This window comes from Caulobacter segnis (genome assembly GCF_023935105.1).
GTDB lineage: Bacteria > Pseudomonadota > Alphaproteobacteria > Caulobacterales > Caulobacteraceae > Caulobacter > Caulobacter segnis_B.
This window is the reverse complement of record NZ_CP096040.1, coordinates 5,145,951-5,171,281: the sequence shown is the minus strand read 5'-3', so window position 1 is coordinate 5,171,281 and position 25,331 is coordinate 5,145,951. Positions and strand designations below refer to the sequence as shown.

Here is a 25,331-nt window from a genome sequence, read left to right as displayed (position 1 = left end):
GGGCAAGACGGTTAATGTCCGCTTGATGATGATGCGCGCGCCGCTCTCGACCTGGGGACGGTTTGGCGGCAAAAGCATCCGGCCATGCCCCGTATCGCTTCCGTCCTGCTGCCGATGCCGTTGCCGGAGGCCTTCGACTACGCCGAACCGGACGGACTCGATCTGAGCATCGGCGACCACGTCGCCGTGCCGCTGGGGCCGCGCGTGATTCGCGGCGTCGTCACCGCCCTGCGCGATGGGACGGGGGGCAACCGGCCGTTGAAGGTGGTGCAGGGGCGCGTCGACGATCCGCCGTTGCCGCCGGGCGTGCTGAGCTTCGTCGAGTGGGCGGCCCGCTACTCGGTGGACCTGCCCGGCTGGCCCCTGGCCATGGCCCTGCGCGGCCTGCGCCATCCGCCGCCCAAGCCCGACAAGGTGCTGGTCCTGACCGGCGCCCAGCCCGCCCGCATGACCCCGGCGCGCCTGAAGGTGCTGGCCGCCGCCGAAGGCGTGAAGTTGTCCGGCGCGGCCCTGGCCTCGGCCGCCGGCGTCTCGGCCGGGGTGGTGAAGGGCCTGGTCGACGAGGGTGTGCTGGCCGTCGATTTCGTCGAACCCGAACGCGGCCTGCCGCAGCCGGATCTCAGCCTGCCGCCGCGCGACCTGAACCCCGGCCAGGCCGCCTGCGTCGAGGTGCTGACCGACATGCTGGACGCCGGCGGCTTCCAGGCGGCGTTGCTGGACGGGGTGACTGGCTCCGGCAAGACCGAGGTCTATCTGGAAAGCGTGGCCGCCGCCCTGAAGGATCCCGACGCCCAGGTCCTGGTGCTGCTGCCCGAGATCGCCCTGACCCAGGCGGTGCTGGCCCGCTTCGAGCAGCGGTTCGGCGCGCTTCCGGCCGAGTGGCACTCGGGCGTCTCGCCGCCGCGCCGCCGCCAGGTGTGGGAGGCGGTGGCCAGCGGCGACGCGCGCATCGTGGTCGGGGCCCGCTCGGCCCTGTTCCTGCCGTTCAAGAAGCTGCGGCTGGTCGTGGTCGACGAGGAGCACGACAGCTCGTTCAAGCAGGAAGAGGGCTTCATCTATCAGGCCCGCGACCTGGCCGTGGCCCGCGCCAAGATCGAGGGGGCGACCGTGCTGCTGGCCTCGGCGACGCCGTCGCTGGAGAGCCTCTACAACGCCCAGATCGGCCGTTACCGCTGGCTGCGGCTGTCGGCCCGCCACGGCGCGGCCCAGTTGCCCGACATCGGCCTGATCGACATGCGCCAGACCCCGCCGGAGCCGGGGCGCTGGCTGTCGCCGCCGCTGATCAAGGCGATGGCCGTCACACTGCAGCGGGGCGAGCAGGCCATGCTGTTCCTGAACCGGCGGGGCTATGCGCCACTGGTGCTGTGCAAGGCCTGCGGCGAGAAGATGAAGTCGCCCGACACCGACAGCTGGCTGGTCGAGCATCGCTACACCGGTCGCCTGGTCTGTCACCTGACCGGCTTCTCGATGAAGAAGCCGGACGCTTGTCCGCACTGCGGGGCCAAGGACAGCCTGGTCTCGATCGGTCCTGGGGTCGAGCGGGTCGAGGAAGAGGCGCGGCATATCTTCCCCGACGCGCGGGTGGCGGTGTTCTCGTCCGACACGGTGATGGATGCGGAAGGCGCCAAGGCCCTGGTTGCCAGCATGGCGGCCGGCGAGATCGACATCCTGGTGGCGACCCAGGCGGCGGCCAAGGGCCACAACTTCCCCAACCTGACCCTGGTGGGCGTGGTCGACGCCGACCTCAGCTTGCGCGGCGGCGACCTGCGGGCCGGTGAGCGGACCTTCCAGCTGCTGGCCCAGGCCGCGGGCCGGGCGGGGCGCCACGACAAGCCGGGACGGGCCCTGCTGCAGACCTATTCCCCCGATCACGCGGTCATGCAGGCCCTGGCCGCGCAGGACCGCGACGCCTTCGTCGAGGCCGAGATGGGCATGCGCCAGGACGCCGGCCTCCCGCCGTTCGGGCGCCTGGCGGCGGTGATCGCCTCGGGTCCCGACGGCGCGGCCCTGGACGCCTATGTCGAGGCACTGGCCGCCGTGATCCCCAACGCCGAGGGGGTCGAGGTGTTCGGCCCCGCCGACGCGCCGCTGGCCCTCGTGCGCGGCCGCCGCCGCAAGCGCTTCCTGGTCCGGGCCGAGCGCAATGTGGATCTTCAGGGCTTCATGGCCGCCTGGCGGGCGCGAGCCAAGGTCCCGAACTCGGTCCGGGTGGTGATCGACGTGGATCCCTACAGCTTCCTCTAGCTGGACCATGCGACCGCCCGTCGCGCGGCCCGGCGTCACATTCCCTCCAGCTTGCTCGCCCGGCCAATGTCGCGATCCCGACGATGGGATGAACCCGTCGCGAACGACCGGGCGTGCGCTCGGACATGCCGGAGGAAACCCATGAAATCCCTTTTCGCGTCGGTGGCGTTCGCGTTCAGCCTGGCGGCGGCCGGCGCGTCGATGGCCCAGACCGCGCCGGCGCCCGCGCCCCTTTCGGGTTCGGGCGGCTCGATCCAGTCGCCGTTGTTCAAGGCCTGGATCGCCGACTACCAGAAGGCCGGCGGCGAGCCGATCGCCTATGCGGGCCAGAACTCGGCCTTCGGCATCAGCCAGATCGAGAGCAAGGCCGCCGACTTCGGCGTCACCGCCATGCCGCTGTCCGACGCCGATCTGAAGACCAAGGGGCTCAGCCAGTTCCCGTTCGTGATCAGCGGCACTGTGCTGGTCACCAATGTACCGGGGCTGGAGAGCGGCAAGCTGAAGCTGGACGCTCCGGCGCTCGCCGCCATCTTCCTGGGCAAGATCACCAAGTGGAACGACCCGGCGCTGAAGACCCTCAATCCCGGGCTGGAACTGCCCGACTGGCCGATCACCGTCGCCCACCGCACCGACCCGGCCAGCATGAGCCTGCTGCTGACCAGCTATCTTTCGGCGGTCAGCCCCGAATGGAAGGCCGGCCCCGGCGCCGGCGAGACGGTCGCCTGGCCGATCGGTCTGGGCGGCAAGGGCAATGCCGGGATCAGCGAGATCATGTCCGGCACCATGGGCACGATCAGCTATGTCGAATACGCCTACGCCCTGGACCACAAGCTGGACCTGGTGGCGCTGAAGAACCACGACGGGGCGTTCGTGACGCCGTCGCCGGCCGCCTTCTCGGCCTTCGCCAGCGGCGCGGCCTGGACGGCCAGCAAGGGGTTCGGCGTCCAGACCCTGGACCGGTCCGGCAAGGCGACCTGGCCGCTGGTCCTGGTCAGCTACGGGCTGCTGCGCGACGACGCCGACGCGGGCCGCGCCAAGCGGGTGCGCGACTTCTTCGCCTGGGGCTACCAGAACGGCGACGCCGACATCGCCAACCTGGGCTACGCGCCCGTGCCCGCCTCGGTGAAGGCGGCGGTGCAGTCCAAGTGGAAGGCCGCGCCCTAGTTCGTCGGCTCGGCCTTTTGCAGCACCGGGGCGTCGCCCACCGGCTGACGTGACTTCAGGGGCAGGGCGGGGATCATCAGGATCGCCACCAGGCCCGCCGCGACCACGAACAGGGCCGCGACCATCACGCCGCTGACGGCGTGGACCAGCGCCGCCTGCAGGACCGGGTCGGCGTGGGCCGCCTGGCCCTTGGCGGCGGCTTGCACCGCCATGCCTTCCAGCTTGCCCAGGTCCAGGCCGCCGCCCGGCAGGTTGGCCAGGCGCGCGGTCAGCAGGGTCCCGGCCAGGGCCGCGCCGACGGTCGAGCCGATCTGGCGGAAGAACTGGTTGGAGCTGGTGGCCACGCCCAGGTCGCGCGGGTCGACGGCGTTTTGGGTGGCGATGTTGAACAGGCTCTGGCCCGGCCCCAGGCCCAGGCCCACGAAGGCCAGCAGCATGCACAACAGCGGCAGGCTGGTGATCCGCGACAGGTCGTGCAGCAGGAACACAGCGACCAGCAGTGTCGCGGCGCCGGCGATCATGAACGGCTTGTACTGGCCGGTCTTGGTGACCATCTGGCCGGCGATGGTGCTGCCGATGATCAGGCCGGCCATCAGCGGCAGCATGGTCATGCCGCTGATCGTGGCCGGCACGCCCCGGCCCAGCTGCAGGAACAGCGGCAGGAACATCACCACGCCCATGAAGGCCATGGAGATCAGGAAGCCGGCCGTATTGGCCGTGGTGAACACCTTGTTCCGGAACAGGTGCATGGGCAGGATCGGGTTGCTGACCTTGGTCTCGACGAAGACGAAGGCGGCCAGCGAGACCGTGGCGAGGGCGAACAGGCCAAGGCTCGGCGGCGAGCCCCAGGCGAAGTTGTGGCCGCCCAGGCTGAGCACCAGCAGCAGGGGCACGAAGGCGCAGATCAGCAGGGCCGCGCCCAGGAAGTCGATCTTGCCCGCCCGGCGGTGCTCCAGCGGCGGCATCTTGACGATGACCATGAACAACGAGAGCAGCGACAGCGGCAGGTTGACGTAGAACACCCAGCGCCAGCCGGCGACCGTGTGGGTCCCGAACTGCACCGTTCCGTGGTCGGTGAAGTAGCCGCCGATGATCGGGCCCAGCACGCTGGCCAGGCCGAACACCGAACCGAAGATGCCGGCGAACTTGCCCCGCTCGCGCGGCGGATAGAGGTCGGCGATGATCGCGAAGGCGGTGGTGAACAGCGCCCCGCCGCCGATGCCCTGCAGGGCGCGGAACACGATCAGCTGGACCATGCCCGGCATGCCCAGCACCGTGCCGAACTCGCCCGCCAGGCCCGACAGCCACGAGCCGGCCAGGAAGATCGAGATGCCGGTGATCAGCACGGGCTTGCGGCCGAAGATGTCGCCCAGCTTGCCCCAGATCGGCACCATGACCGTCGAGGTCAGCAGATAGGCCGTCGTGACCCAGGAATAGAGGTTCAGGCCGTTCAGCTCGGAGATGATCCGCGGCATGGCGGTCGAGACGATCGTCTGGTCCAGTGCGCTGAGCAGGAAGACGATCATCAGCGCCGCCAGGGTCGTGCGGCGCTCGGTGTCGGTGAAGGTCTGGCCAGTAGAGGTTTGGGGGGTCATCGAGGCCCTAGAGCGTGATAGCCGAAAGTGTGAGCGGTTTCGGCGGCGATCACGCTCTAGATGTTAGATCTAGAGCCTGTTTATCCGCTTCAGATGACTGCATCTGAAGCGGACAGGCTCTAGGGAGCGTGATAGCCGGGGCAGCCGACCTATCACGCTCCCGGAACCGGAAGTAGACCCTTGTTCGCCTAATGGTCCTTCTTGGTCCCGCGCTTGCGGGCCAGCATGTTCAGGCCCTCGACGCCGGCCGAGAAGGCCATGGCGGTGTAGATGTAGCCCTTGGGCACGTGGGCGCCGAAGCCCTCGGCGATCAGCACGGTGCCGATCATCAGCAGGAAGCCCAGGGCCAGCATGACCACGGTCGGGTTGTTGTTGATGAAGTTGGCCAGCGGGTCGGCGGCCAGCAGCATCACGGTGACCGCGGCGATCACGGCGATGATCATGATCGGCAGGTGATCGGTCATGCCGACGGCGGTCAGGATCGAGTCGACCGAGAACACCAGGTCCAGCAGGATGATCTGGAAGATCGCCGAGCCGACGTTGGAAATGACCTGGGTGGCCTTGTCCTTCTCCAGAACGTCGTCGCTCTTGCCGGGGTCGACCGAGTGGTGGATCTCCTTGGTCGCCTTCCAGATCAGGAAGACGCCGCCGGCGATCAGGATCAGGTCGCGCCACGAGAAGGCCGTCTCGAAGCCCGGCTCGCCGTGCGCGCCGACGGGGCCGGTGATGCCCAGGTCGAAGACCGGCGCGGTCAGGCCGACGATGAAGGCGATGGTCGACAGCAGAACCAGACGCATGATCAGCGCCAGCGAGATGCCGATGCGGCGCACCTTCTGGCGGTGCTCGGGCGGCAGCTTGTTGGACAGGATCGAAATGAAGACCAGGTTGTCGATCCCCAGAACCACTTCCATCACCACCAGGGTCACCAAGGCGGCCCAGGCGGCCGGGGCGGTGGCCAGGCTAAGGAGTTCTGTCATCGGTCCTCTCTAGGGTTTTTCGGCTGGCGATCGTTCGCGTACGCATACATGTAACACGGCCAGATAGGCGGGTAACATCGATCTTTCTACCGTCGTGCTCGAAAAAAACCTTCGCGTGGCGGATGCGAATGGCCCTCTTTCCAAGATCGCCGGCCGGCGTCGCGTGATTCCCCTGGGACGCGAACGGCTAAGGCGCCGCTTTATTGAGCATGGCCACGCTTGGCGATGGGCAGTCCGGCGCTCCAAAAGGAGTCACAGGCGTGGTTTTCTGGGGATGAATTCGCGGCCTGCGGAACCTCGAAAATGACGGTTTCGGCTTTGCTGGACGGCAGGTGTTCGAGTCTCTTCGCCAGATCATCTTATGGCCCCGTGTGATCTGCTTTTCGGGAACGGTGACGGGCGACAATTTCGCGCCCGAGGTCTTCAATATCCGGAGTGACAAGTCGTCGCACCTGGTCTGAAGCGCGATTATCCTCGACCTCACCTCATCGTCCACGATGCCCTTGCAGGTCATGGAAAACGGGCGTGACGCGCGCACGAAGACCTGGGCTTTCAGCTGGAAACAGCGCCGCTTGATGCTCGCAGGTGCGGCATAAACACTCTTTTCACGTCTTCATGAGAGGGTTAAGCCTTAACCCAGTGACGCGGGGGAGTACCCACAGCATGACGAAACGGACGAGGACCCTTCTGGGTTCCCTGGCCGCTGCCGCCATGATCAGCCTCGTGCCGATGTCCGGCGCGAATGCTGACGGCTATTGGCAGTGCGTTCCGTTCGCGCGGCTGATGTCGGGCATCCAGATCTTCGGTGACGCCCGCACGTGGTGGACCCAGGCCGCCGGCAAGTATGACACGGGCTCGGTGCCGAAGATCGGCTCGGTCCTCTCGTTCAAGCCCACTGCCCGCATGAACCTCGGCCACGTGGCCTTCGTCAGCCAGGTGCTCACCGACCGGGTCATCCAGGTGACCCACGCCAACTGGTCGATCATCGAAGGCGATCGCGGCCAGATCGAAAAGGACGTCACCGTCGTCGACGTCTCGCCCGCCGGCGACTGGACCGAGGTCAAGGTCTGGTATGATCCGATCCGCGACCTCGGCACCACGGTCTATCCGACCAACGGCTTCATCTACCAGGACGCCCAGGCGACCAAGATCGCCATGGCCACCAGCAAGATCGCCATGGCCCAGAACGCCGTGGTCTCGGCGGCCAAGCAGGCCGCCAACCAGGTGGCTTCGTCGGTCCGCGCCTCGCCGCTGGACATCATTGGCCAGGCCGCCGACTCGACCGATCGTATCGCCGCCCTGATCGAAGCGGCCGCCGGTGGCGGCTCGTCCTCGAACGACGGCAACAAGCAGAACACCCCGCGCTGATCGCGAGCGCGTTGACCTGAAGCTTGGGGCGGGGCACACCCGCTCCGTAGCCAGGGGCCATCGATGCTGCGAATTCTCCGCCACGGCGCTCCGGGTTTCGAAGCGGGCGGCCTGTCGCCCGACTGGCGGGTGCCGGCCGACGCCGTCTGGATCGAGCTGGTCGACCCCACCCGCGCCGAGGAAGTCGCCGTCGAGCAGTCGATCGGCCTGCTGCTGCCCACCCGCGAGGAGATGGCCGAGATCGAGGCCTCCTCGCGCCTCTATCAGGAAGACGGCGGCACGTTCATGACCGCCACGGTGCTGGTCAACGCCGACGGCGACCTGCCGACCGCCGCGCCCGTCACCTTCGTCCTGGCCGGCGCGCGCCTGGTCACCATCCGCTATGTCGAGCCGCGCGCCTTCTCGGTGTTCGCCGCCCAGGCCGAGCGCCAGCCCAGCCTGTGTCCCAACGGCCTGCAGACCTTCCTGGGCCTGCTGGACGCCATCGTCGACCGCACCGCCGACATCCTCGAGCGCACCGCCGCCGAGGTCGAGGTGCAGTCGCGCGCCATCTTCGGCCGGCCGCGCGGCGCGGCGTTCGAGCAGATCCTGAACCGCCTGGGCCGGGCCCAGAACATCAACTCCAAGGCCCGCGACAGCCTGGTCAGCCTGGCCCGCCTGCTCAGCTTCGCGGCCCTGGCCGAGCAGTTCGACGGCCTGAAGGACCTGCGCGATCACCTCAAGTCGCTGCAGCGCGACGTCCAGTCGATCACCGACCATTCCAGCTATCTGGCCGGCAACATCACCTTCCTGCTCGACGCGGCTCTGGGGCTGATCAACATCGAGCAGAACTCGATCTTCAAGGTGTTCTCGGTCTTCTCGGTGGTCTTCCTGCCGCCGACCCTGATCGCCGGCATCTACGGCATGAACTTCGAGCACATGCCCGAGCTGCGCTGGCTGGAGGGCTATCCGCTGGCCATCGGCCTGATGATCCTGGCCGCCGGGGCCCCGCTGGTGGTGTTCAAGCGCAAGGGCTGGCTGTAGCGCCTGCGACTTTCCGTCGCGGTCTGAACCATTGCTTAAAGCTGATCTGGCACGGTCGGGGCTGTTTCCGCGTCTCTCGCCGCCCTTTTTCAAGCGCTCCCAGACCGCACGATGTCCGATGCCGCGTCTTCACGACCGAGCCTGATCCGAACTCTTCACGCCTCCGTCGTGCGAGAGGCGGTCGAGGCGCACGTCCGTTACCTGAAGGGCCTGCCCAAGGGACGGCGTGCGGTGCTGCAGTACGTCAACCTGAACAACTACGAGCTGGACGGCGTCGACCTGTCCGAGGCCGACCTGACCGGCGCCCTGCTGGGCGGAGCCTCGCTGCGCGGCGCCAAGCTGACGCGGGCCACTCTCTACGGGACCGACCTGCGCGATTCCGATCTGCGCGACGCCGACCTGTCCCGCTGCGACATGCGCGGGGCCTGCCTGCGCGGGGCCAACCTGGGCGGGGCGAACCTGGCCAGCTGCGACCTGCGCGAGGGTGTCACCGCCGTCCCGGACGACGAGAAGGGCCTGCGGATCCTGGAACACTCGAAACGGCCGGGCGAGCTGGACTACGCCCTGCTGCAGGGCGCCAACCTGGCCGGCGCCCAAATGTCCGGCGCCTTCGCGCGCCAGGCCGACTTCACCGACGCGGACCTCTCGAACGTCACCCTGCAGGGCGCCAGGCTGACCAAGGCCTGCATGGACGGGGCGAACCTGTCCGGCGCCAATCTGCACAACGCCGAGATGAACCAGGTCTCGCTGCGCCGGGCGGTGATGGTGGGCGTCGACATCAGCGGCGCGGACCTGCGCGACGCCGACTTGAGCGAGGTGCTGCGCGCGCCGCCGCCGATCATCTATGTCGACGACGAGCCCCTGAACGAGGTGCTGGAAGCGCACGAACTGTTCTGCAAGTCGGACGGCCGCGAGGGCAAGGTCGGCAAGCTGGCCGACGTCGACTTCCGACCGCTGAAGCGGCTGAAGGACCGCCGGCTCAGCGGCCTCAACGCGCCCAAGGCGGTGTTCTTCGGCATGGACCTGGACGGCGTCCAGCTGCAGGGCGCTAACCTGACGGGCGCCGACCTTCGCGGCGCCAAGCTGCGCCGGGCCGACCTGCGCGGGGCGCGCCTGGTCGACGCCCAACTGGCTCGCGCCGACCTGTCGGGCGCCAAGCTGGGACCGCTGAAGATCGCCGAGGACCGGGTCATCCGCACCGACCTGACCCGCGCCGTGCTGCGCGGCGCCAACCTGAAGGGCGCCAGCGCGCCGCGCGCCCGGCTGATCGACGCCGACCTCAGCCGCGCCAAGCTGGACGGCGCGGACCTGACCGGCGCGGAAATGCCGGCCGGCCATAGCGTCTGAATCCCGTTCTCCTTCGTTACAGGCGGCAGGGCTCGTGACGGACACGATCCCGGACGTGGCCAGTCTGCTCGCGGGCAGGGGCCCTGTGACGCGGAGCCGCCGATCGTGATCCACGCCATCGCCCCGGTCACGCTGCTGTGCGTGATCGCCGCTCTCAGTCTCCCCGCCGCGGCCCGCGCCCAGGAGCGCGGGCAAAGCCGCGCCGTCGTCGGCGTGGCCGGGATCTACGCGCCCGCCTACCAGGGCGCGGAGGACTATCGCCTGCTGCCGTTTCCGGTGATCGATCTCAAGTACGGCCGGTTCTTCGCCAGTTCCCGTCGCGGCGTGGGCGCCAATCTCGTCGATGGCGACGCCGTGGACGTCGGCGTCGGGGTGACGTTCGTGCCGGGCTATCGCCGCCGCGACGCACCCGTGGGCGTGGGCCGCCTGTCCGGCGGGGCCGGCGCGCGGATCACGGCCGACGCGCGGGCGGGCATGGTTATGGTCAGCGTCGGAGCGACCCGCGTGCTGACCGGCGACGCGGACGGGACCCTGCTCGATGCGACCCTGGCCATGCCGTTCCGGCCGACCGCGCGCCTCACCGTGATCCCCAGCGTCTCGACCACCTGGGCGGACGGCGCCTACACCAGAGCCTATTTCGGGATCGATGCGGGCCAGGCCGCCGCCTCGGGCCTGTCGGTCTACCGCCCCGGCGGCGGGATCAAGGATGTCTCGGCCTCGCTCAGCGCGAACTACCGCCTGAACGACAAGGTGAGCTTGGGGGCGACCGGGTCGTCAGCAAGCTGACGGGCGACGCCAGGAAGAGCCCGATCGTCTTCGACCCCACCCAGCCGGCGGCCTTTGTCTCGGTCTCCTACCGGTTCTAGCGCCATCGCCCGTACGGAAGCCTTGCGGCGCGCCGCAACCTCGGTGTTGATGCGCGACTGAACCGTGGAGTTTCCGATGTCGCGCCTGTCCTGGATCGCCGCCGCCGGCGTGCTGGCCCTCTCCTCTCTAGGCGGCGTCGCCCACGCGGCCGCGCCGCGCTTCGAGAAGACGACCTGCGGCGCCGACTTCAAGGACGTCGATCTCAAGGTCCAGTGCGGGAAACTGATCGTCGACGAGACGCGCGGTGATCCGAAGAGCCGGCGCATCAAGGTGGCCGTGGCGATCGTCAAGGCCGCCCAGCCCAAGGCGGGCCTGCCGCCGGTGGTCTATCTGCACGGCGGCCCGGGCGGTTCGGCCCTGAAGGGCCTGCCGCGCATGCTCAAGAGCAAGGCCTCGCGCGAGTTCGTCGCCGCCGACCAGGACTGGATCTTCATCGACCAGCGCGGCGGCGGCCTGTCCGACCCGAACCTGGACTGCCCGGGCACGAACCTGACCGACGCTGGCCCGCCCTCCGACAAGGACGCCCAGGGCATCGTCGACTGCCTGAAGGCCTTCCAGGCCAAGGGCGTGAACCTGTCGCGCTACAACGCCGTCGAGGTGGCCAAGGACGTCCAGGACCTGCGCCAGGTTCTGAAGCTGCCGCTGATCGACCTGTTCGGCGGTTCGTACGGCACCCGCATCGAGGCGGCGATCCAGACCCACGCGCCCCAGGGCGTGCGGGCGGTGGTCCAGGACTCGCCCTGGCCGCCGGAGGCCGACTGGACCGTCGGCGGCCCGGCCATGGTCTCCAACTCGATCGACATCGTCATGGCCAAGTGCGCGGTCGTCGCCGAATGCGCCAAGCGCTATCCGGACTTGAAGGCCAAGCTGGCCACGGTCGCCGAGCGCTTCCTGGCTGGCCCGCAGACCGTGAACGGCAAGACCTACACGGCCGACGATCTGGGCGGCTATCTGATGGACGCCAGCTACTTCACCGCCGGCGTGCTGCCGCGGGATCTGTGGAAGATCATCCAGGGCGACCTGTCGCCGGTGCAGGAGTTCGTCGAGAGCCGCGACTACTACAGCGAGGGCCAGTTCATGACCCACCTGTGCAAGGAGGAGATCCCGTTCGAGAACCGCGCGGACGTCGCCAAGGGCACGGAGAACGACCCGGTCGCCCGGCTGATGGTGGTGTCGATGCAGCGTATCCATGACGTCTGCAAGGCCATCGATGTCGGCCCGATCTCGCCGGTCGAGCAGCAGCCGGTGAAGACGGCCATTCCGACCCTCTTCCTGGCCGCCGAGATCGATCCGGGCTGCCCGCCCGAGCTGACCAAGGCCGCGTCCAAGGGCTATCAGGGCTCGCAGGTGGTGATCGTCACCAACGCCACCCACGGCGTCAGCCGCAGCAGCCCCTGCGTGCGAAAGATGATCCGTTCGTTCTTCCAGGACCCGACCAAGGCTGTCGATCGCAGCTGCTTGCCGGCCGCCGACACGCCAATGACGTTCACGTACGAATAGGTCGCCGGCAACGCAGTCGAACCATTTTCGCCGCAAATCCTTTTTAGCAGCGCCGGATTCGGTTCAACGCGCTGTGAGGATTCTTGACGACGACGCTCGACCGCCGCGCCGCCCTAGTCCTGCTCGCCGCCGGCGCGGCCGCGCCTGGCAAGGCCCTGGCCGCGTCCTTCTCGTTCGAGCAGGTCAAGGCGCGCGCCAAGGCGCTGTCCACGCGCGCCTATGTTCCGCAGGCCCCGCCGCCGCCGCAGGTAGCGGCCATGGACTACGACGCCGCCCAGGGCGTCGGCTTCTATCGCGAGAAGATCCCGCTGTGGGGCGGTGACTGGGGCGTCGAGCTGTTCCCGCTGAGCCGCGGCGTCTCCAAGGCCGTGGCCATCAACCTGGTCGAGAACGGCGTCGCCCGCCCGCTAAGGTACGACCGGGCCATGTTCTCCTCGCGGGCCGACAGTCCGTTCCGCAAGCTGCCCGCCAAGGCCGGCTTCGCGGGGTTCCGCGCCATCAGCCGCGACGACCGGGGCGAGTGGCTGGTCTTCCACGGCGCGTCCTATTTCCGCTCGCCGGCGCCCTTCGGCCAGTACGGCCTGTCGGCTCGCGCCATCGCCGCCGACACCTACGCCATCCAGCCCGAGGAGTTTCCCGACTGGCGCGAGGTCTGGCTGGAGAAGGACGCCCAGGGGCGGCTGGTCGTCCATGCCCTGATGGAAAGCCCAGGGATCGTCGGGGCTTATCGCTTCGTCAACGACCGCGACGGGCTGGCCCTGACCCAGACGGTCGAGGCGGCTGTCTTCTTCCGCCGGGCCTTCGACCAGATGGGCTTCGCGCCGCTGACCAGCATGTTCTGGTTCGGCGAGGATCGGGGCGGGGCCGGCCCGGACTGGCGGCCCGAGGTCCACGATAGCGACGGCCTGGCGATGTGGACTGGGGCGGGCGAGCGCCTGTGGCGGCCGCTGTCCAACCCTTCGCGGGTGGTGACCAGCACCTTCAGCGACGAGAACCCGCGCGGCTTCGGCCTGATCCAGCGCGATCGCGACTTCGACCACTATCATGACGACCAAGCCAACGCCGAACGCCGACCCAGCGCGTGGATCGAACCGATCGGGAACTGGGGCAAGGGCACGGTCCGCCTTGTCGAGATCCCCACCAACAACGAGACCAACGACAACATCGTCGCTTTCTGGACGCCCGAGGCGCCGGTCAAGGCCGGCGACGCGGTCACGCTGAGCTATCGCCTGTCATGGACCGGCGACGTCCCCGTAGCGCCGGGCGAGGATCTGGCGCGCGTCGTGGCCACCCGCACGGGCCAACCGGGCGAGCCTGGCAAGGATCTGGACGCCCGGGGCCGCAAGGTCGCGATCGAATTCCAGGGCGCGAACCTGCGCGCCCTGCGCGAGGCGATCGACATCGAGGCCGACGTCACCGCCAACAACGGCGAGATCCGCCTGCTGTCACACTATCCCGCCGCCCGGCGCGAGGACGAGACGGGCGGTCTCTGGCGGGTCGTCTTCGATGTCGCGCCCACTGGCGCGGAACCGGCCGATGTCCGCGTGGTGCTGCGGCAAAAAGGTCGAGCTTTGAGCGAAACATGGACGGGTTTGGTTTTTCCGGCTCCCGCTGGGAACTAAACGCGTCGTGAAACCTTTCGGCCTCGCTTCCGCCGCGTTGCTCGCGCGGCGGCCGGGGCCGGGGGGCTTCGAGTAAGGCGTTCTTGAGATGCGATCATTTTCCTGGCCGGCCGACGCGGTTCCTTCGGAATCACCGCTGGCCATGCCGATCCAGAGCCTCAGCGCCGAGCCCGATCGGCGGCCGATCCTGGCGGACAGCCTGACGCGCCGCCGCGCGTGGCTGCTGGCCTTCACGATCGTGCTGAGCCTGGCCGCCAGCGTGGCGATGACCCGCGCCTTCGCAGCTGACCGCTTCACGGTGCTGGAGTTGGTCGCCCTGCCGCTGTTCGCCAGCCTGTTCGCCTGGACGGCCTTCTCGTGCGCCTCGGCGGCGGTGGGCTTTCTGGCCCTGTGGCGCGAGAGCCCGCCGCGCGAGGGCGGCCCCCTGCCCACGGTGTCCAGCCGCAACGCGGTGCTGATGCCGGTCTACAACGAAGCGCCCGGACCGGTGTTCGCGCGCCTGGCCGCGATGCTGGAATCGCTGCGCACCGTCCGGTCGCTGGACCATTTCGATCTCTTCATCCTCAGCGACACCCGCGAGCAGGCCGTCGCGATCGAGGAGCGCGAGGCCTATGACCGCCTGTGCGCCCGCTTCGAGGGCCAGGCCCGGGTCTACTATCGCCGCCGGGCGGAGAACACCGACCGCAAGGCCGGCAACATCGCCGAGTGGGTTCGTCGGTTCGGCGGCGCCTATGACCACATGGTGGTGCTGGACGCCGACAGTCTGATGACCGGCGACACCCTGGTGCGCCTGGCCGCCGCCATGGAGGCCGCGCCGGGCGCGGGCCTGATCCAGACCGTGCCGATGATCATCAACGCCCGCACCCTGTTCGCCCGCCTCGAGCAGTTCGCCAGCCGTCTCTATGGCCCGATGTTCGCGCGCGGCCTGGAGTGGTGGAGCGGAGCGGAGTCCAGCTACTGGGGCCACAACGCCATCATCCGCGTGAAGGCCTTCGCCGAGCAGGCCGGCCTACCGCACCTGCGCGGGCCCCAGCCGTTCGGCGGCGCGATCATGAGCCACGACTTCGTCGAGGCCGCCCTGCTGCGCCGCGCCGGCTGGGAGGTCCGCCTGGCCTCGCAGATGGGCGGCAGCTACGAGGAGAGCCCGCCCAGCCTGATCGACCAGATCGTCCGCGACCGCCGCTGGTGCCAGGGCAACCTGCAGCACATCGCCGTCATCGCCGCGCGCGGCCTGCACCCTTTGAGCCGCTTCCATCTGCTGCGCGGCTTCTCGACCTATCTCACCGCGCCGCTGTGGCTGGGCCTGCTGAGCGTGGGCCTGTTGCTGGCGGCCTTCCCGGCCCTGGCCGGCGCGGGCCAGGACGACCCGACCGCGTTCACCCGGCCCGAACTGCTGTCGGTGCTCTGGGTGTCGCTGGCCATGCTGCTGGCGCCCAAGCTGATGGCCTGGGCCGTGCTGGTCCGGCGCGGCCGCGCCGACGGCTTCGGCGGCGCCCGCCGGGCCCTGGCCGGCGTCGGGCTGGAGACCCTGGTGTCCAGCCTGGTCGCGCCCATCGTGCTTTTCGCCCAGACCCGCGCCCTGTTCGAGATCCTGACCGGCCGTGATTGCGGCTGGGCGACCCAGCGCCGCGATGCCGAGACCCTGACGCTGAGGGACACGCTGCGCGTCCACCGGGGCGAGACCATCTTTGGCCTTGTCCTGGTCGGGGTGGGCCTGATCTTCGCGCCGAACGCCTTCGTCTGGATCGCCGTGCCGGCCCTGGCCCTGACCTTCGCCTTCGTGGTCTCGGCCTGGACCGCCGAGAACGTCGACGACCTGGCGCTGCTGGAAACGCCGGAGACGCTGCGGCCGCCGCGCCTGCTGGATCGGGCCGTCAAGCTGCGCTCTGCGGCGGCGGTGGCCACCCTGGCGGCCTCAAACGCGCCGCCGATCCCGCTGCCCCTGCCGGCCCGCCTCGGCTACGAGACCGCCTGAGGCCTACATCTTCTTCTTCAGGGGCAGCAGGTCCGGATAGCTGGCGTCCCGCTTCTGGGCCTTGGCAGTGAAGGCCTCGGCCATGTGCGGGCCGGAGAACATGCCCGTCTGCCAGGTGGCGATGTAGTCCAGGCCGTCGGCGATGGTGTGGTCGCGGGCGTAGTTGATCATCACCTTGCTGCCGGCCACGGCCAGGGGCGACTTTTCGGCGATCTCACGGGCGGTGGCCAGGGCGTGCTCGACCAGGGCCTCGTGGGTGTCGAACACCTCATTGACCAGGCCGATCTCCTTGGCCCGCTGGGCCGGCAGGCGGCGACCCGTATAGGCCAGCTCGCGCACCCAGCCCTCGGGGATCAGCTTGCACAGGCGCGGGAAGGTGCCGACGTCGGCGGTCATGCCGATGTTGATCTCCTGGATCGAGAAGAAGGCGTCGGCGCTGGCGTAGCGGATGTCGCAGGCGCTGACGAAGTCGACCGCCCCGCCGATGCAGCCGCCCTGGATCGCGACAATCACCGGCATGCGGGCCCGGTCCAGACAGCTGAAGGTCTCCTGCAGGTGATGCACGAAGCGGCGGAAGCTCTCGGCCGCCACCCAGCGATCGCCATCCCGCGAGGCGGTGACGCCCTCGTCGTCGGTGAACACCGACAGGTCCATGCCGGCGCTGAAGTGCTTGCCGGTCGACGAGATGACGATGCAGCGGGCCCGAGCGTTGTCGTCGATGTCGCGGACGATCGCCGGCAGCTCGTTCCAGAACGGCCGGGTCATGGTGTTCATCGCCTCGGGCCGCTTCAACTGGATGTGCGCGACGCCAGCCTCGATCTCGACCTTGAAACAGCTATAGTCCGCCTGATCGTGGTTGCTCATGCCGGCCTCCTCTTTTGTCGATGGTCCTGGGCGTTGCTCGCCAACTATCGGCTGGGGCGGAGGCGGCGACAACACTGACCCGACGAAAGAGGACTTCAGCCATGACGACCCGCAAGATCTCCACCGCCCTGGCCCTGGCCGCCACGGTCGGCGGCCTGGCCGTCGCGCCGGCCCCGGCGCTGGCCCAGTCGCGAGGGCTGGGCGGACTGTTCGCGTGCGAAGGCTCGGGCAAGAAGCAGGAAGGCGGCGCCCTGATCGGCGCGGCCGCCGGCGCCCTACTGGGCCGCAACCTGGCCAAGAACGAGAAGACCCTGGGCACGCTGGTCGGCGCGGCCGCCGGCGCGGCGGCGGGCGGCTATATCGGTTGCCGCATGCAGTCGACCGACGCGGCCCTGGCCGAGCAGGCCACCAAGAAGGCCCTGGAGACGGGCGTGGCCCAGACCTGGAACAACAAGCGCACCGGCAATTCGGGCCGAGTCTCCGTGGTCTCGTCTACCTATGGCCCGCCGATCGACGGCCGCAACGTTCGCTACGCCTCGGGCGTCCAGAGCCTGCCCAGCTACGAGGCCGCCGGCGGGACCTATGTGGCCAATTCGACGGCCAACCTGCGGGCCGGTCCGTCGACCAGGACGGCCGTGGTCGGCAAGGTCGGGGCGGGCGAGAGCTTCGACGCCCTGGGTCTGGCCCCCGCCGGCGGTTGGGTGCTGGTCGGCCGCAACGGCTTGGCGGTCGGCTACGCGGCGACCTCGCTGGTGCGCCCTGACAGCCAGCAGGTCGCCAGCTGCCGGGTGATCGACGCCTCGGTCTCGGGCGGCGGCCAGCGCGCCTCCAGCCAGCGCTACAGCGCCTGCCGCGACGATCGCGGCGAGTGGCAGGTGACCCAGGCTTAAAGCACCTTCCGCCCCCATGGGGGCGGACGACCGCGTAGCGGTCAGGTGGGGGGAGTAGGGTATTTCTCACTGACTTGCCCCCTCCGGGCCTTCGGCCCTCCTCCCCCGGAGGGGAAGACGGAACTCTATAGGTCCACCACCTCGCACTTCAGCTGTTCGCGGATGCGCTGGGCCACGATCTGGCGGTGGCAGCAGTTCGGATCGTCCTCGTAGCAGAGCAGGGCGATCCGCTTTTCCTTGGCCAATTCCGTCGCCTGCGCCAGGGCCAACTGGGCTTCCGGCTCCTCCAGGTGGGCGTTGAAGATCGCGCGCATCTCGTTGGTGCGTCCCGCGCGCGCCGCGTCGCGCCCGGCCTTGGGCGTGCCCAGCGCCCGCAGGTGCAGGTAGTCGACGCCCTGGTCCTTCAGGCTATTGCCTAGCAGCGTCTTGGAGAAGCCGGCCTTGCGGGAGCTGGCCACGGCGCGGACGTCGACGACCAGCTGGACGTCGGCCGCCTTCAGCCGATCGATCATGCCGCCTTGCGTGTCGGTCTCGTAGCCGATGGTGGCGAGCTTGTTCATGCCATTCCTTTCATCCCGTTCCTTTGAAGGAGGGGGCCTTTCGTCGCGGGGCCGCATGGACGCCAAGGATCTACGCGCCTACCTTAAGCCCGATAACCTTCAGGGAGCCACGCCGATGGACGCGGCCGTCTTTCGCGAACCTCGCAAGCGCGCCGTGGCCGTTCCCGGCGGCGAGATCGCGGCCTTGGAGTTCGGTCCTCGGGACCGGCCGATCGACGTCGTCTTCGTCCATGCCAATGGCTTCAACGCCCAGACCTATCGGGTGTTGCTCTCGCCGCTCGCGGCCAGCCTGCGCATCCTGGCCATCGATCAGCGTGGCCACGGCGAGACGACCCTGCCCGCCGAGCCGGATGGCCGGCGCTCGTGGCGTGACCTGCGCGACGATCTGATCGGCCTGCTGGACGCGCTGGACGGGCCGCCGGTCGTGCTGGCCGGCCACTCGATGGGCGGCACCGTCAGCCTGCTGACCGCCGCCGAGCGGCCGAACCGGGTCAAGGGCCTGCTGCTGCTGGACCCGGTGATCATGCCCTGGCTGGCCACCCTCTACGCCAAGGCGCCGTGGACCTCCGGCCGCCTCTGGAAGCACATGCCGATGGTCCAGTCGGCCCTGCGCCGGCGGGCGGTGTTCGACGATCGCGAGCAGGTGTTCGCCGGCTACAAGGGCCGCGGCGCCTTCAAGACCTGGCCCGAAACCATGCTGGCCGACTATGTCGCCGGCGGCTTTCACGCGCGCGAGGACGGCAAGGTCGAGCTGGCCTGTTCTCCGGCCTGGGAAGCCTCCAACTACGCCGCCCAGGCCCACGACCCGTGGAAGGCGGTGCGCCAGGTGAAGGTCCCGGTGCGGATCCTGAAGGCCGAGAAGCATTCGACCTGCCACGCCGGCGACGGCTTCGCGCGGTGGGGCCGGGACGTGAGCATCGAGGTCGTGGCGGGGACCAGCCACTTCCTGCCGATGGAGCGGCCCGACGTGGCGCGGGACGCGCTGTTCGACATGGCGACGGCCTAGGGGCGACGGCCTAGGCCGGGTCCGGGATCAGGTGGGCCAGCTCGTTGGGAATGCAGACGAAGTCGTCCGATAGGGCGTAGAGCTTGTAGTTCTTGGCGGTGATCTGGTCTGCCAGGCGCTGGCTGTCGGACTTCAGGTGCTCGACCAGCATCAACGGCCGATGGGCGTCGATCAGCGCGTCGGCGCCGCGCAGAACCTGCGGCTCCATGCCCTCGACATCGACCTTGAGGATATCGACCTTGGGAAAGCCGAAGCTGTCGAGCGTGCGCATCGGCACGAATTCGCGCTTTTCGGGATCGTCGCCGCGTTCCTGCGACAGGCGCTCGGTCTGGCGTTCGCCGAACTCGACGCTGCCGAAGTTCATGGCCTGGTCGTAGTCGAACTGCGGGATCTCGATCGCGCCGGCTTCCTCGCCCACGGCGACGTGATGGCAGAAGATGTTGCTGTAGCCGTTCAGCGCCACCGAGCCGGCGATCATGTTGAACAGGATCCGCTGGGCCTCGAAGCAGTGATAGACGCCGCGCCCGCCCAGCAGGCTGGCCAGGCCCAGCGAAAACAGGCCGAAATTGGCCCCGACATCCAGGACGAACGGCTCGGGGCCCTTCAGCACCGACAGCTTCGAGATCATGTCGATGCTGTCGTGCCCGTGGGCGCGGCCGGTCTTCAGCAGATGGTTGGTCTGGTTGATGTCATGGCGATTGACGATCACCGGCCCGTAGATGGTCGGCATCACCAGCCCATAGGGCACACGATCGAGCAGCATGCGCCCTCCTGGCGGATCGATTCCTTGACATGGTGGCCAGGAACCGCGGCCGTGGCTAGAGCGACAGACCCGCGACCTGGTGTCTGGCCAGCGCCTTTCGCGCCGCGTCGCTGACCGGCACGACCTTGCGGGCGTCGAGGTCGAAGGTGATTGCCACGGCTTCGGAGGTCCCCCAGGGCTCGCCGGTGGCTGGATCCAGCATCCAGTGGGCCACCCGCATGGTTCGCGCGTCGGTCCCGAGCAGGCCCGAGCGGAGCTCGACGCGGTCGCCGGCGCGAGGCCAGGCCAGGTAGGCGATGCGGTATTCGAGGACCGCGCCGCCGGAGCGGGCCGGCTTGGCATCGGCATGCTCGACCACCATGTCGCGGAAGGGGTGGATGAAGGCGCCGATGCCGTCCGAGACCCGGCCGATGAACTGCTCGGCGCGCATCCGGCCGAAGACGTCGCAATCGGTGGGCAGCAGGCCGCCCAGGCCGATGCGGGTCAGGCCCAGCGCCTCGGCGCGGGCCAAGCTGGCGGTGGGGGTGAAGGGGGACAGGTCCAGGCTCCGCGCGCTCGCCTTCTCGGGGACCTCGACCTTCAACGCCTCGGCGCGCTCGCGGGCGATCGTGGGCCAGGGGAAGGCCAGGCCCTCGCGCGGTGTGGCGTGGACGACGGTGGTCTGGAAGGTCGCGGCCAGTTCGCCCGAGGCGGGGTGCACCAGCAGCTGCAGGATCTTGGCGTCGCTCTCGCCCATTTCGATCACCCCGCCCAGCATATGGAGCGGCGCGCCGGCATGGGCCTCGCGCAGGAAGCGGATGTGGTGTTCCTTGACCAGCAGGGTGGCGTTGGCGCCGGGCGAGAACGCGTGCGCCAGACCCAGCTCGGCCGCCATGCCGATCAGGCCCTCCTGAGCGCGGACGACATAGTGGCGCACGTTCATGTGCCCCATCTCGTCACAGTCCCAGGTGTTGACCCCACCGCGCCAGATCTCAACGCCAGGGAGCGGCTCAGCGGTCGTCATGGCGTCTCTCGAGCGAGGTGGAACGTCGTTCGAGACTAGCGGGGTTCGATGAAGCTTGGCTAGCTTCCCAACCTGCTTCCCCCTCCGGGGGAGGAGCGCGAAGCGCCGAGGGGGCGGGTCAAAGAGACATCACCCTACTTGCCCCACCTGACCGTGCGTCGCGCGGTCGTCCGCCCCCAGAAGGGGCGGAAGGCGCTTAGCCGGCCTTGCAATCGGCGCAGAGGCCGTGGGCCTCGATGGTCACGCCGGTCAGGGCGTAGCCGGCCGCGGCGCCGGCGGCGATGATCTCGGCGCTGGCCTTGGGCTCGATCTCGCGGGTCGCGCCGCAGCAGTCGCAGATCAGGAACGCGGCGGCGTGACCGTCGGCCTCCTTGCGGCAGGCGACATAGGCGTTGAGGCTCTCGATCCGGTGGGCGAAGCCTTGCTTTTCCAAGAAGTCGAGGGCGCGATAGACGGTCGGCGGCTTGGCCGGCGGGCCCTCGCCTCCGAAGGTCGAGATCAGGTCGTAGGCCTTCACCGGCTGGCCGGCCTCGAGAAGCAGCTCCAGCACCCGGCGGCGTGGGGCGGTAAGGCGCTGTTCGGCGGCCGTGCAACGGGCCTCGGCGGCGGCCAGTTCGGCCGCCAGCGCGTGACCGGCGACGCCGTGGTTGTGATGATCGTGTCCGCAGGAACTGCCGTGGGCCATGGCCTAGAGGTAGAGGGCCAGGCCCGCCGGCGCAACTCCGGAGGGTTCCTAGAGCAGAGGAGCGCTGAGCAGATTGGCCTCGGCGGTGCAGCGGGCCGGGTCTGGCGGCGTGGCCTGGGCGCGCGCGGCGTCCAGTTCGGCCCGCACGCCGGCCAGGTCGGCCTTGAAGGCGTCCGAGCTCCACAAAGCGGCGAACAGGTTCTCGGCGTTGGTCTTGCCCGCCTCGACCGAGCTGGCGTTGTGGACGCCGCAGACCACCCGGCTTTCGCCATAGGCGCGGGCGCGGGCCAGGATGGCTTGGGACCGGTCAGGCGCGGCCTCGGCCAGCAGCAGGCCCACGCTCCAGCCCCAGGTCGCGTGGCCCGATGGATAGTCGGGCGACAGCGAGAAGCCGACGCCCGGCTTGATGCACAGCGGCCCGTGCTCGGACCGGAACGGGCGCGGGCGTCGGTATTTGAGCTTGGGACCCGAGACCGCCGAGCGGACGTCACGGCTCATGCGCAGCAGCATGGCGGCCAGCTTCGGATTGCTCCGCCGGGTCGGCGCATAGCCCAGGGCGCACGTATAGGCCTCGAGGACGTTCTCCTCGACATTGTCGGCCTGGGCGATCGACCAGCGCGGGGAGCCTTGCAGGGCGCGGGTGGTCAGGAAGATCTGGCGATCCCTTTCGGCGGCCGGCGAGCCCTTGGCCGGCGGCGGCCCCAGGTGGTCGCGCGCGTCGAACTGGGCCTTGGTCAGGTAGCGGTCGCTGGCCGCGTCACCGCTCAGGGTGGCGCAGCCGGTCAGGGCGAGAAGGGCGGCGAAGGCCAGCACACGCATGAAAAAAGGGCCCCCGAAGAAACTCCGGGGACCCTGCATTTTCACGCCCTTACAATCAAGAAGGGGGAGCCGTTCAAGCTCGCTTGCCGAACAGCTTGTTCCAGCGCGGCTTTTCACGGCCGTCCCAGGCCTTGCGCCAGTAGGCGTCCGAGGCGATTAGCGGCACCACCGTGGTGGCCTCGGCGAAGACCATCTGCTCGTAGGTGGTCGAGACCTTGCCCCACGAGGCGGCTTCCTTCAGCGTCGACGACGAGCAGGCGCCGTCGCGCACGTCGGCGACCGTGATCTGGATGGCGTACTTGTGCATGTCGGCCTCGACGCCGAGGATCTCGGCGCAGACGACGGTGTCCTGGGCGAAGTTCTTGGGAACGCCGCCGCCGACCATGAACAGGCCCGTGGTGCCGGCCGCGATCTTGACGTCCGTCAGCTCACGGAAGTCGGCGACCGCGTCGATCATCAGGTAGGGCTTCTTCTCGGCCAGCTTTTCCTTCTGGTGCTTGACCAGGCCGAAGCCGGCCGAGCTGTCGACGAAGGCCGGGCAGAAGATCGGCACGCCTTCCTCGTAGCAGGTCTGAATCAGCGAGCCCTGCTTCTTGGCGTTGCCCTCGGCCAGCCACTTGCCCATTTCCCAGATGAACTCGCGCGAGGAATAGCCGCGCGGCTCCAGCTGGTTGCACAGCTCCAGGATCGTGTGGTCGCAGGCCTGCAGCTCTTCTTCGTCGATATAGGTGTCGTAGATGCGGTCGATGTAGTTGTCGCGCAGGACGTTGTCGTCGACCGGGCCGGCGGCCTGATAGTGCTTGAAGCCCAGGGCCTCGAAGAAGTCCATGTCGACGATGCTGGCGCCGGTGGCGACTACGGCGTCGATCATGCCGTTCTTCACCATATCGCGGTACACGTGCATGCAGCCGCCGGCCGAGGTCGAGCCGGCCAGGATCAGCCAGGTCGAGCAGCCCTTGTCGGCCAGGGCCATGTTGAAGATGTCGGCGGCGCGGGCGGTGTCGCGCGAGCTGAACGACATCTTGCGCATCGCGTCGATGATCGGACGGGCGTCGTACGAGGTGATGTCGACGTGCTCGACCACCTTCTGCAGCAGTTCGGCCTTTTGGTTGTTCGGAACGGGAGCGTTCATGACAGAGGATCCTCTGAAGGTGAGCGCCCGTCGTGACCCGCCAGCACGCCGGGACGGAGCGACCGGCGAGGGGATTAAGGGGGCGCTATATAGAGTCTTTGCGACGTTTATCGAGTCCTGATGCGCATAAACGCGCGGAAGCGGCCCTGGAGCCCTTGGTCGTCGGATCTCGCCAGCAGGCAGCGGCGCAGCGACAGGCCCAGCCAGACCAGGACGCCGAGCAGGGCGACGAGGGAGATGGCGTCGCAGATCTTCTCCAGCGGCGAGCGGACGATGCGAATGCGATAGGTTTCTTGTCCCGGCGCGGCGGTGAACGACAGCAGCCGGTCGAGCCCGACCGGTTCGGCGCGCACGACCGGGTCGCGGCCGGGGCGAACCAGGCCCACCTCCCAGGTCGGGAAGAAGAAGCGTCTCACGACGATCCGGGTCGGGCGGGTCGCCGAGACCGCCACCGCGATGGTGCCGTCCGGGAAGGTGCTGGCGGCGGTCACCCGGGCGCCGTCGTTCTCGGGCGCCGCCAGTGGCAGGTCGTCATAGCCGGTCATGCCAGCGGTATCGGCCCGCCAGCGCTCGGAATTGGCGAAGAAGCCTCCCGGCAGCTGTTCGGCCGGCACGCGTCGCATGGCGACCTGACGCCCCGTGTCGCCGTAGAGGTCGCCGATCTGCTGGCGATTGAACTCGATCGGGACGGCGGCCATGTCCATGCCCTGCTTGGCCAGCAGCGCGCCGACCAGCAGCAGGGGAGCGAGCCGAAGCCAGCGTCCCTGGGCCAGGGCCAGGGTGACGCCCGTTACCGCCGCGAACTCCATGCCCACCAGCAGGCGATAAGGGAACTGGGCCTTGCCCAGCACAGCGCCGATCGGGCCGTGCCACACCCACGGCACGCCATAGAGCAGGAAGCCCAGCAGCACGGCGCCGCCCGCGACCACGATCTCGAGACGTTCGCGGGTCATGGTCCGGCCGAGGCCGGCGACGACGGCCGCCAGACCGGCCGCCCCGACGCCCCAGCCCAGCCAGGCCATTTCGAGGGCGTAGTTTCTCTGCGGCCACAGGTCTGGACGGAACAGGACCCAGTTGTAGGGATCGGCGTCGCGCGTACCCCACATCCAGTTCAGCGAGCTGGCGCCCTGCATCAGGAGGGCCGGGCCCAGATAGGTCGCCGCCAGGGCCGCGCCCAGCACGCCGCCCGCCAGGCACCGCAGCGCCACGGCTGGCCGCTCGGCCGCAGGCGCCGTGAAGATCAGGAACGCGCCATAGACCGGCAGCACGCTGACGATCACCAGCATGGTGACCAGCAGGTGAGACAGCATCAGACCGGCCGAGGCGAGGGCCAGCGCCGGAATCCAGGCCCGCGATCGGGCTGCCCGTTCCAGGCAGATCATGAACAGCGGCAGCATCATGTAGGCCGCCGTCTCGCCGTAGGCCCCGCGCACGAAATAGTCGATCTGGTGATAGGGGGCGACGACGTAGAGGACCGCGCCGACCAGGGCCCAGGCGTCGCCGGCCTTGCCGCGCAGCCAGGCGAACATGGCCGCGCCCGAACCCAGGGTCATCCAGAAGCTGGTCCAGGCGATGATCGCGGCATGGTCGCCGGGCCGGACGAAGGCGCCGACGAGGGCGGACAGGTAGAAGGGCAGAGGCGGGTAGAAGTAGAACGACGGCGCGCCCAGGCCGTTGAACGCGCCGTGCAGCCAGCGCGGCGGGAAGATCCCGCGCCGCAGCGTGTCGTTGAATTCAAGGATCCAGACGGCGTTGTAGCTGTAGCTGTGGCTCCATCCGGCGCCGTGCGCCAGCGGCTGCAGCATCATGAACACCACGACCAGCGCCAACACGCACAGGGCCAGCGGCCAACCCACGGAGACTTTGAACACGACACGCCCCAAGACCAGACCCGGCGACTTGGCTGGTTACGCCAGGCGTTGTCCAG

General features: G+C 69.0%; 20 protein-coding genes and 1 pseudogene. 11 read left to right on the top strand and 10 right to left on the bottom strand.

Features of this window, described 5'->3' with window-relative positions; genetic code table 11:
* Nucleotides 1-84: 84 nt before the first annotated feature.
* Nucleotides 85-2,244: a primosomal protein N' gene (locus MZV50_RS23980; RefSeq protein WP_252631847.1), complete on the top strand. Its 2,160-nt coding sequence runs from the start codon at nt 85-87 to the stop codon at nt 2,242-2,244.
* A 141-nt stretch (nt 2,245-2,385) separates the two neighbouring features.
* Nucleotides 2,386-3,408: a phosphate ABC transporter substrate-binding protein PstS gene (gene pstS / locus MZV50_RS23975; protein WP_252631846.1), complete on the top strand. Its 1,023-nt coding sequence runs from the start codon at nt 2,386-2,388 to the stop codon at nt 3,406-3,408.
* On the opposite strand, the gene MZV50_RS23970 is transcribed toward pstS, so the two are convergent.
* Together MZV50_RS23970 and MZV50_RS23965 are read right to left on the bottom strand one after the other, a co-directional pair.
* On the bottom strand, nt 3,405-5,003 hold the full coding sequence (locus tag MZV50_RS23970) for an MDR family MFS transporter (protein WP_252631845.1): 1,599 nt from the start codon (nt 5,001-5,003) through the stop codon (nt 3,405-3,407). The genes pstS and MZV50_RS23970 overlap by 4 nt on opposite strands.
* Before the next feature lie 188 nt (nt 5,004-5,191).
* Nucleotides 5,192-5,980 carry a TerC family protein gene (locus MZV50_RS23965; protein WP_252631843.1) on the bottom strand — a complete coding sequence of 263 codons (789 nt, stop codon included), beginning with the start codon at nt 5,978-5,980 and terminating at the stop codon, nt 5,192-5,194.
* A 663-nt stretch (nt 5,981-6,643) separates the two neighbouring features.
* Here MZV50_RS23965 and MZV50_RS23960 point away from each other — a divergent pair.
* The 7 genes and pseudogenes from MZV50_RS23960 to mdoH all read left to right on the top strand — a co-directional run bounded on the left by MZV50_RS23960 (nt 6,644) and on the right by mdoH (nt 15,682).
* The gene (locus tag MZV50_RS23960) at nt 6,644-7,348 is read left to right on the top strand and encodes a CHAP domain-containing protein (RefSeq protein WP_252631841.1); all 705 of its coding nucleotides are present in this window, start codon (nt 6,644-6,646) and stop codon (nt 7,346-7,348) included.
* A gap of 63 nt (nt 7,349-7,411) precedes the next feature.
* Nucleotides 7,412-8,371: a magnesium transporter CorA family protein gene (locus MZV50_RS23955; RefSeq protein ID WP_252631840.1), complete on the top strand. Its 960-nt coding sequence runs from the start codon at nt 7,412-7,414 to the stop codon at nt 8,369-8,371.
* Between the two features lie 111 nt (nt 8,372-8,482).
* A complete protein-coding gene (locus MZV50_RS23950; RefSeq protein ID WP_252631839.1) occupies nt 8,483-9,718 on the top strand; it encodes a pentapeptide repeat-containing protein in 1,236 nt (411 codons plus the stop codon).
* A 102-nt stretch (nt 9,719-9,820) separates the two neighbouring features.
* A pseudogene (locus MZV50_RS23945) lies at nt 9,821-10,584 on the top strand (MipA/OmpV family protein).
* Between the two features lie 76 nt (nt 10,585-10,660).
* The gene (locus MZV50_RS23940; RefSeq protein ID WP_252631838.1) at nt 10,661-12,085 is read left to right on the top strand and encodes an alpha/beta hydrolase; all 1,425 of its coding nucleotides are present in this window, start codon (nt 10,661-10,663) and stop codon (nt 12,083-12,085) included.
* A gap of 83 nt (nt 12,086-12,168) precedes the next feature.
* Nucleotides 12,169-13,707: a glucan biosynthesis protein gene (locus tag MZV50_RS23935; RefSeq protein ID WP_252631837.1), complete on the top strand. Its 1,539-nt coding sequence runs from the start codon at nt 12,169-12,171 to the stop codon at nt 13,705-13,707.
* 88 nt (nt 13,708-13,795) lie between these two features.
* Nucleotides 13,796-15,682: a glucans biosynthesis glucosyltransferase MdoH gene (gene mdoH, locus MZV50_RS23930; RefSeq protein ID WP_252631836.1), complete on the top strand. Its 1,887-nt coding sequence runs from the start codon at nt 13,796-13,798 to the stop codon at nt 15,680-15,682.
* A 3-nt stretch (nt 15,683-15,685) separates the two neighbouring features.
* On the opposite strand, the gene MZV50_RS23925 is transcribed toward mdoH, so the two are convergent.
* Nucleotides 15,686-16,546 carry a crotonase/enoyl-CoA hydratase family protein gene (locus MZV50_RS23925; protein WP_252631835.1) on the bottom strand — a complete coding sequence of 287 codons (861 nt, stop codon included), beginning with the start codon at nt 16,544-16,546 and terminating at the stop codon, nt 15,686-15,688.
* 101 nt (nt 16,547-16,647) lie between these two features.
* On the opposite strand from MZV50_RS23925, the gene MZV50_RS23920 reads away from it, so the two are divergent.
* Complete coding sequence (locus MZV50_RS23920; protein ID WP_252631834.1) at nt 16,648-17,436, top strand: SH3 domain-containing protein; 789 nt, start codon at nt 16,648-16,650, stop codon at nt 17,434-17,436.
* 125 nt (nt 17,437-17,561) lie between these two features.
* Here the strand turns inward: MZV50_RS23920 and MZV50_RS23915 are convergent, their stop codons facing one another.
* Complete coding sequence (locus tag MZV50_RS23915; RefSeq protein ID WP_252631833.1) at nt 17,562-17,996, bottom strand: DUF488 domain-containing protein; 435 nt, start codon at nt 17,994-17,996, stop codon at nt 17,562-17,564.
* Between the two features lie 115 nt (nt 17,997-18,111).
* Between MZV50_RS23915 and MZV50_RS23910 the strand changes: the two genes are divergently transcribed.
* A complete protein-coding gene (locus tag MZV50_RS23910) occupies nt 18,112-19,002 on the top strand; it encodes an alpha/beta fold hydrolase (protein WP_252631832.1) in 891 nt (296 codons plus the stop codon).
* 10 nt (nt 19,003-19,012) lie between these two features.
* Here MZV50_RS23910 and MZV50_RS23905 read toward each other — a convergent pair whose 3' ends face one another.
* From MZV50_RS23905 to MZV50_RS23880, 6 genes are all read right to left on the bottom strand, one after another.
* Nucleotides 19,013-19,765 (bottom strand): FkbM family methyltransferase, encoded by a 753-nt coding sequence (locus MZV50_RS23905; protein WP_252631831.1) that lies wholly within the window; start codon nt 19,763-19,765, stop codon nt 19,013-19,015.
* Between the two features lie 55 nt (nt 19,766-19,820).
* A complete protein-coding gene (locus tag MZV50_RS23900) occupies nt 19,821-20,768 on the bottom strand; it encodes a thioesterase family protein (protein WP_252631830.1) in 948 nt (315 codons plus the stop codon).
* 196 nt (nt 20,769-20,964) lie between these two features.
* Entirely contained in the window at nt 20,965-21,453 is a 489-nt protein-coding gene (locus MZV50_RS23895) for a Fur family transcriptional regulator (protein WP_252631829.1), read from the bottom strand.
* Between the two features lie 48 nt (nt 21,454-21,501).
* Nucleotides 21,502-22,272 carry an acid phosphatase gene (locus MZV50_RS23890; protein WP_252631828.1) on the bottom strand — a complete coding sequence of 257 codons (771 nt, stop codon included), beginning with the start codon at nt 22,270-22,272 and terminating at the stop codon, nt 21,502-21,504.
* 73 nt (nt 22,273-22,345) lie between these two features.
* On the bottom strand, nt 22,346-23,404 hold the full coding sequence (locus MZV50_RS23885; RefSeq protein WP_252631827.1) for a 1,9-bis(guanidino)-5-aza-nonane synthase: 1,059 nt from the start codon (nt 23,402-23,404) through the stop codon (nt 22,346-22,348).
* 107 nt (nt 23,405-23,511) lie between these two features.
* Entirely contained in the window at nt 23,512-25,275 is a 1,764-nt protein-coding gene (locus tag MZV50_RS23880; RefSeq protein WP_252631826.1) for a 6-pyruvoyl-tetrahydropterin synthase-related protein, read from the bottom strand.
* Between the last annotated feature and the right edge of the window lie 56 nt (nt 25,276-25,331).

Coding starts and splice junctions, on each gene's coding strand:
- MZV50_RS23980 (WP_252631847.1), top strand. CDS start 85: ATGCCCCGTATCGCTTCCGTCCTGCTGCCGATGCCGTTGCCGGAGGCC.
- pstS (WP_252631846.1), top strand. CDS start 2,386: ATGAAATCCCTTTTCGCGTCGGTGGCGTTCGCGTTCAGCCTGGCGGCG.
- MZV50_RS23970 (WP_252631845.1), bottom strand. CDS start 5,003: ATGACCCCCCAAACCTCTACTGGCCAGACCTTCACCGACACCGAGCGC.
- MZV50_RS23965 (WP_252631843.1), bottom strand. CDS start 5,980: ATGACAGAACTCCTTAGCCTGGCCACCGCCCCGGCCGCCTGGGCCGCC.
- MZV50_RS23960 (WP_252631841.1), top strand. CDS start 6,644: ATGACGAAACGGACGAGGACCCTTCTGGGTTCCCTGGCCGCTGCCGCC.
- MZV50_RS23955 (WP_252631840.1), top strand. CDS start 7,412: ATGCTGCGAATTCTCCGCCACGGCGCTCCGGGTTTCGAAGCGGGCGGC.
- MZV50_RS23950 (WP_252631839.1), top strand. CDS start 8,483: ATGTCCGATGCCGCGTCTTCACGACCGAGCCTGATCCGAACTCTTCAC.
- MZV50_RS23940 (WP_252631838.1), top strand. CDS start 10,661: ATGTCGCGCCTGTCCTGGATCGCCGCCGCCGGCGTGCTGGCCCTCTCC.
- mdoH (WP_252631836.1), top strand. CDS start 13,796: ATGCGATCATTTTCCTGGCCGGCCGACGCGGTTCCTTCGGAATCACCG.
- MZV50_RS23925 (WP_252631835.1), bottom strand. CDS start 16,546: ATGAGCAACCACGATCAGGCGGACTATAGCTGTTTCAAGGTCGAGATC.
- MZV50_RS23920 (WP_252631834.1), top strand. CDS start 16,648: ATGACGACCCGCAAGATCTCCACCGCCCTGGCCCTGGCCGCCACGGTC.
- MZV50_RS23915 (WP_252631833.1), bottom strand. CDS start 17,996: ATGAACAAGCTCGCCACCATCGGCTACGAGACCGACACGCAAGGCGGC.
- MZV50_RS23910 (WP_252631832.1), top strand. CDS start 18,112: ATGGACGCGGCCGTCTTTCGCGAACCTCGCAAGCGCGCCGTGGCCGTT.
- MZV50_RS23905 (WP_252631831.1), bottom strand. CDS start 19,765: ATGCTGCTCGATCGTGTGCCCTATGGGCTGGTGATGCCGACCATCTAC.
- MZV50_RS23900 (WP_252631830.1), bottom strand. CDS start 20,768: ATGACGACCGCTGAGCCGCTCCCTGGCGTTGAGATCTGGCGCGGTGGG.
- MZV50_RS23895 (WP_252631829.1), bottom strand. CDS start 21,453: ATGGCCCACGGCAGTTCCTGCGGACACGATCATCACAACCACGGCGTC.
- MZV50_RS23890 (WP_252631828.1), bottom strand. CDS start 22,272: ATGCGTGTGCTGGCCTTCGCCGCCCTTCTCGCCCTGACCGGCTGCGCC.
- MZV50_RS23885 (WP_252631827.1), bottom strand. CDS start 23,404: ATGAACGCTCCCGTTCCGAACAACCAAAAGGCCGAACTGCTGCAGAAG.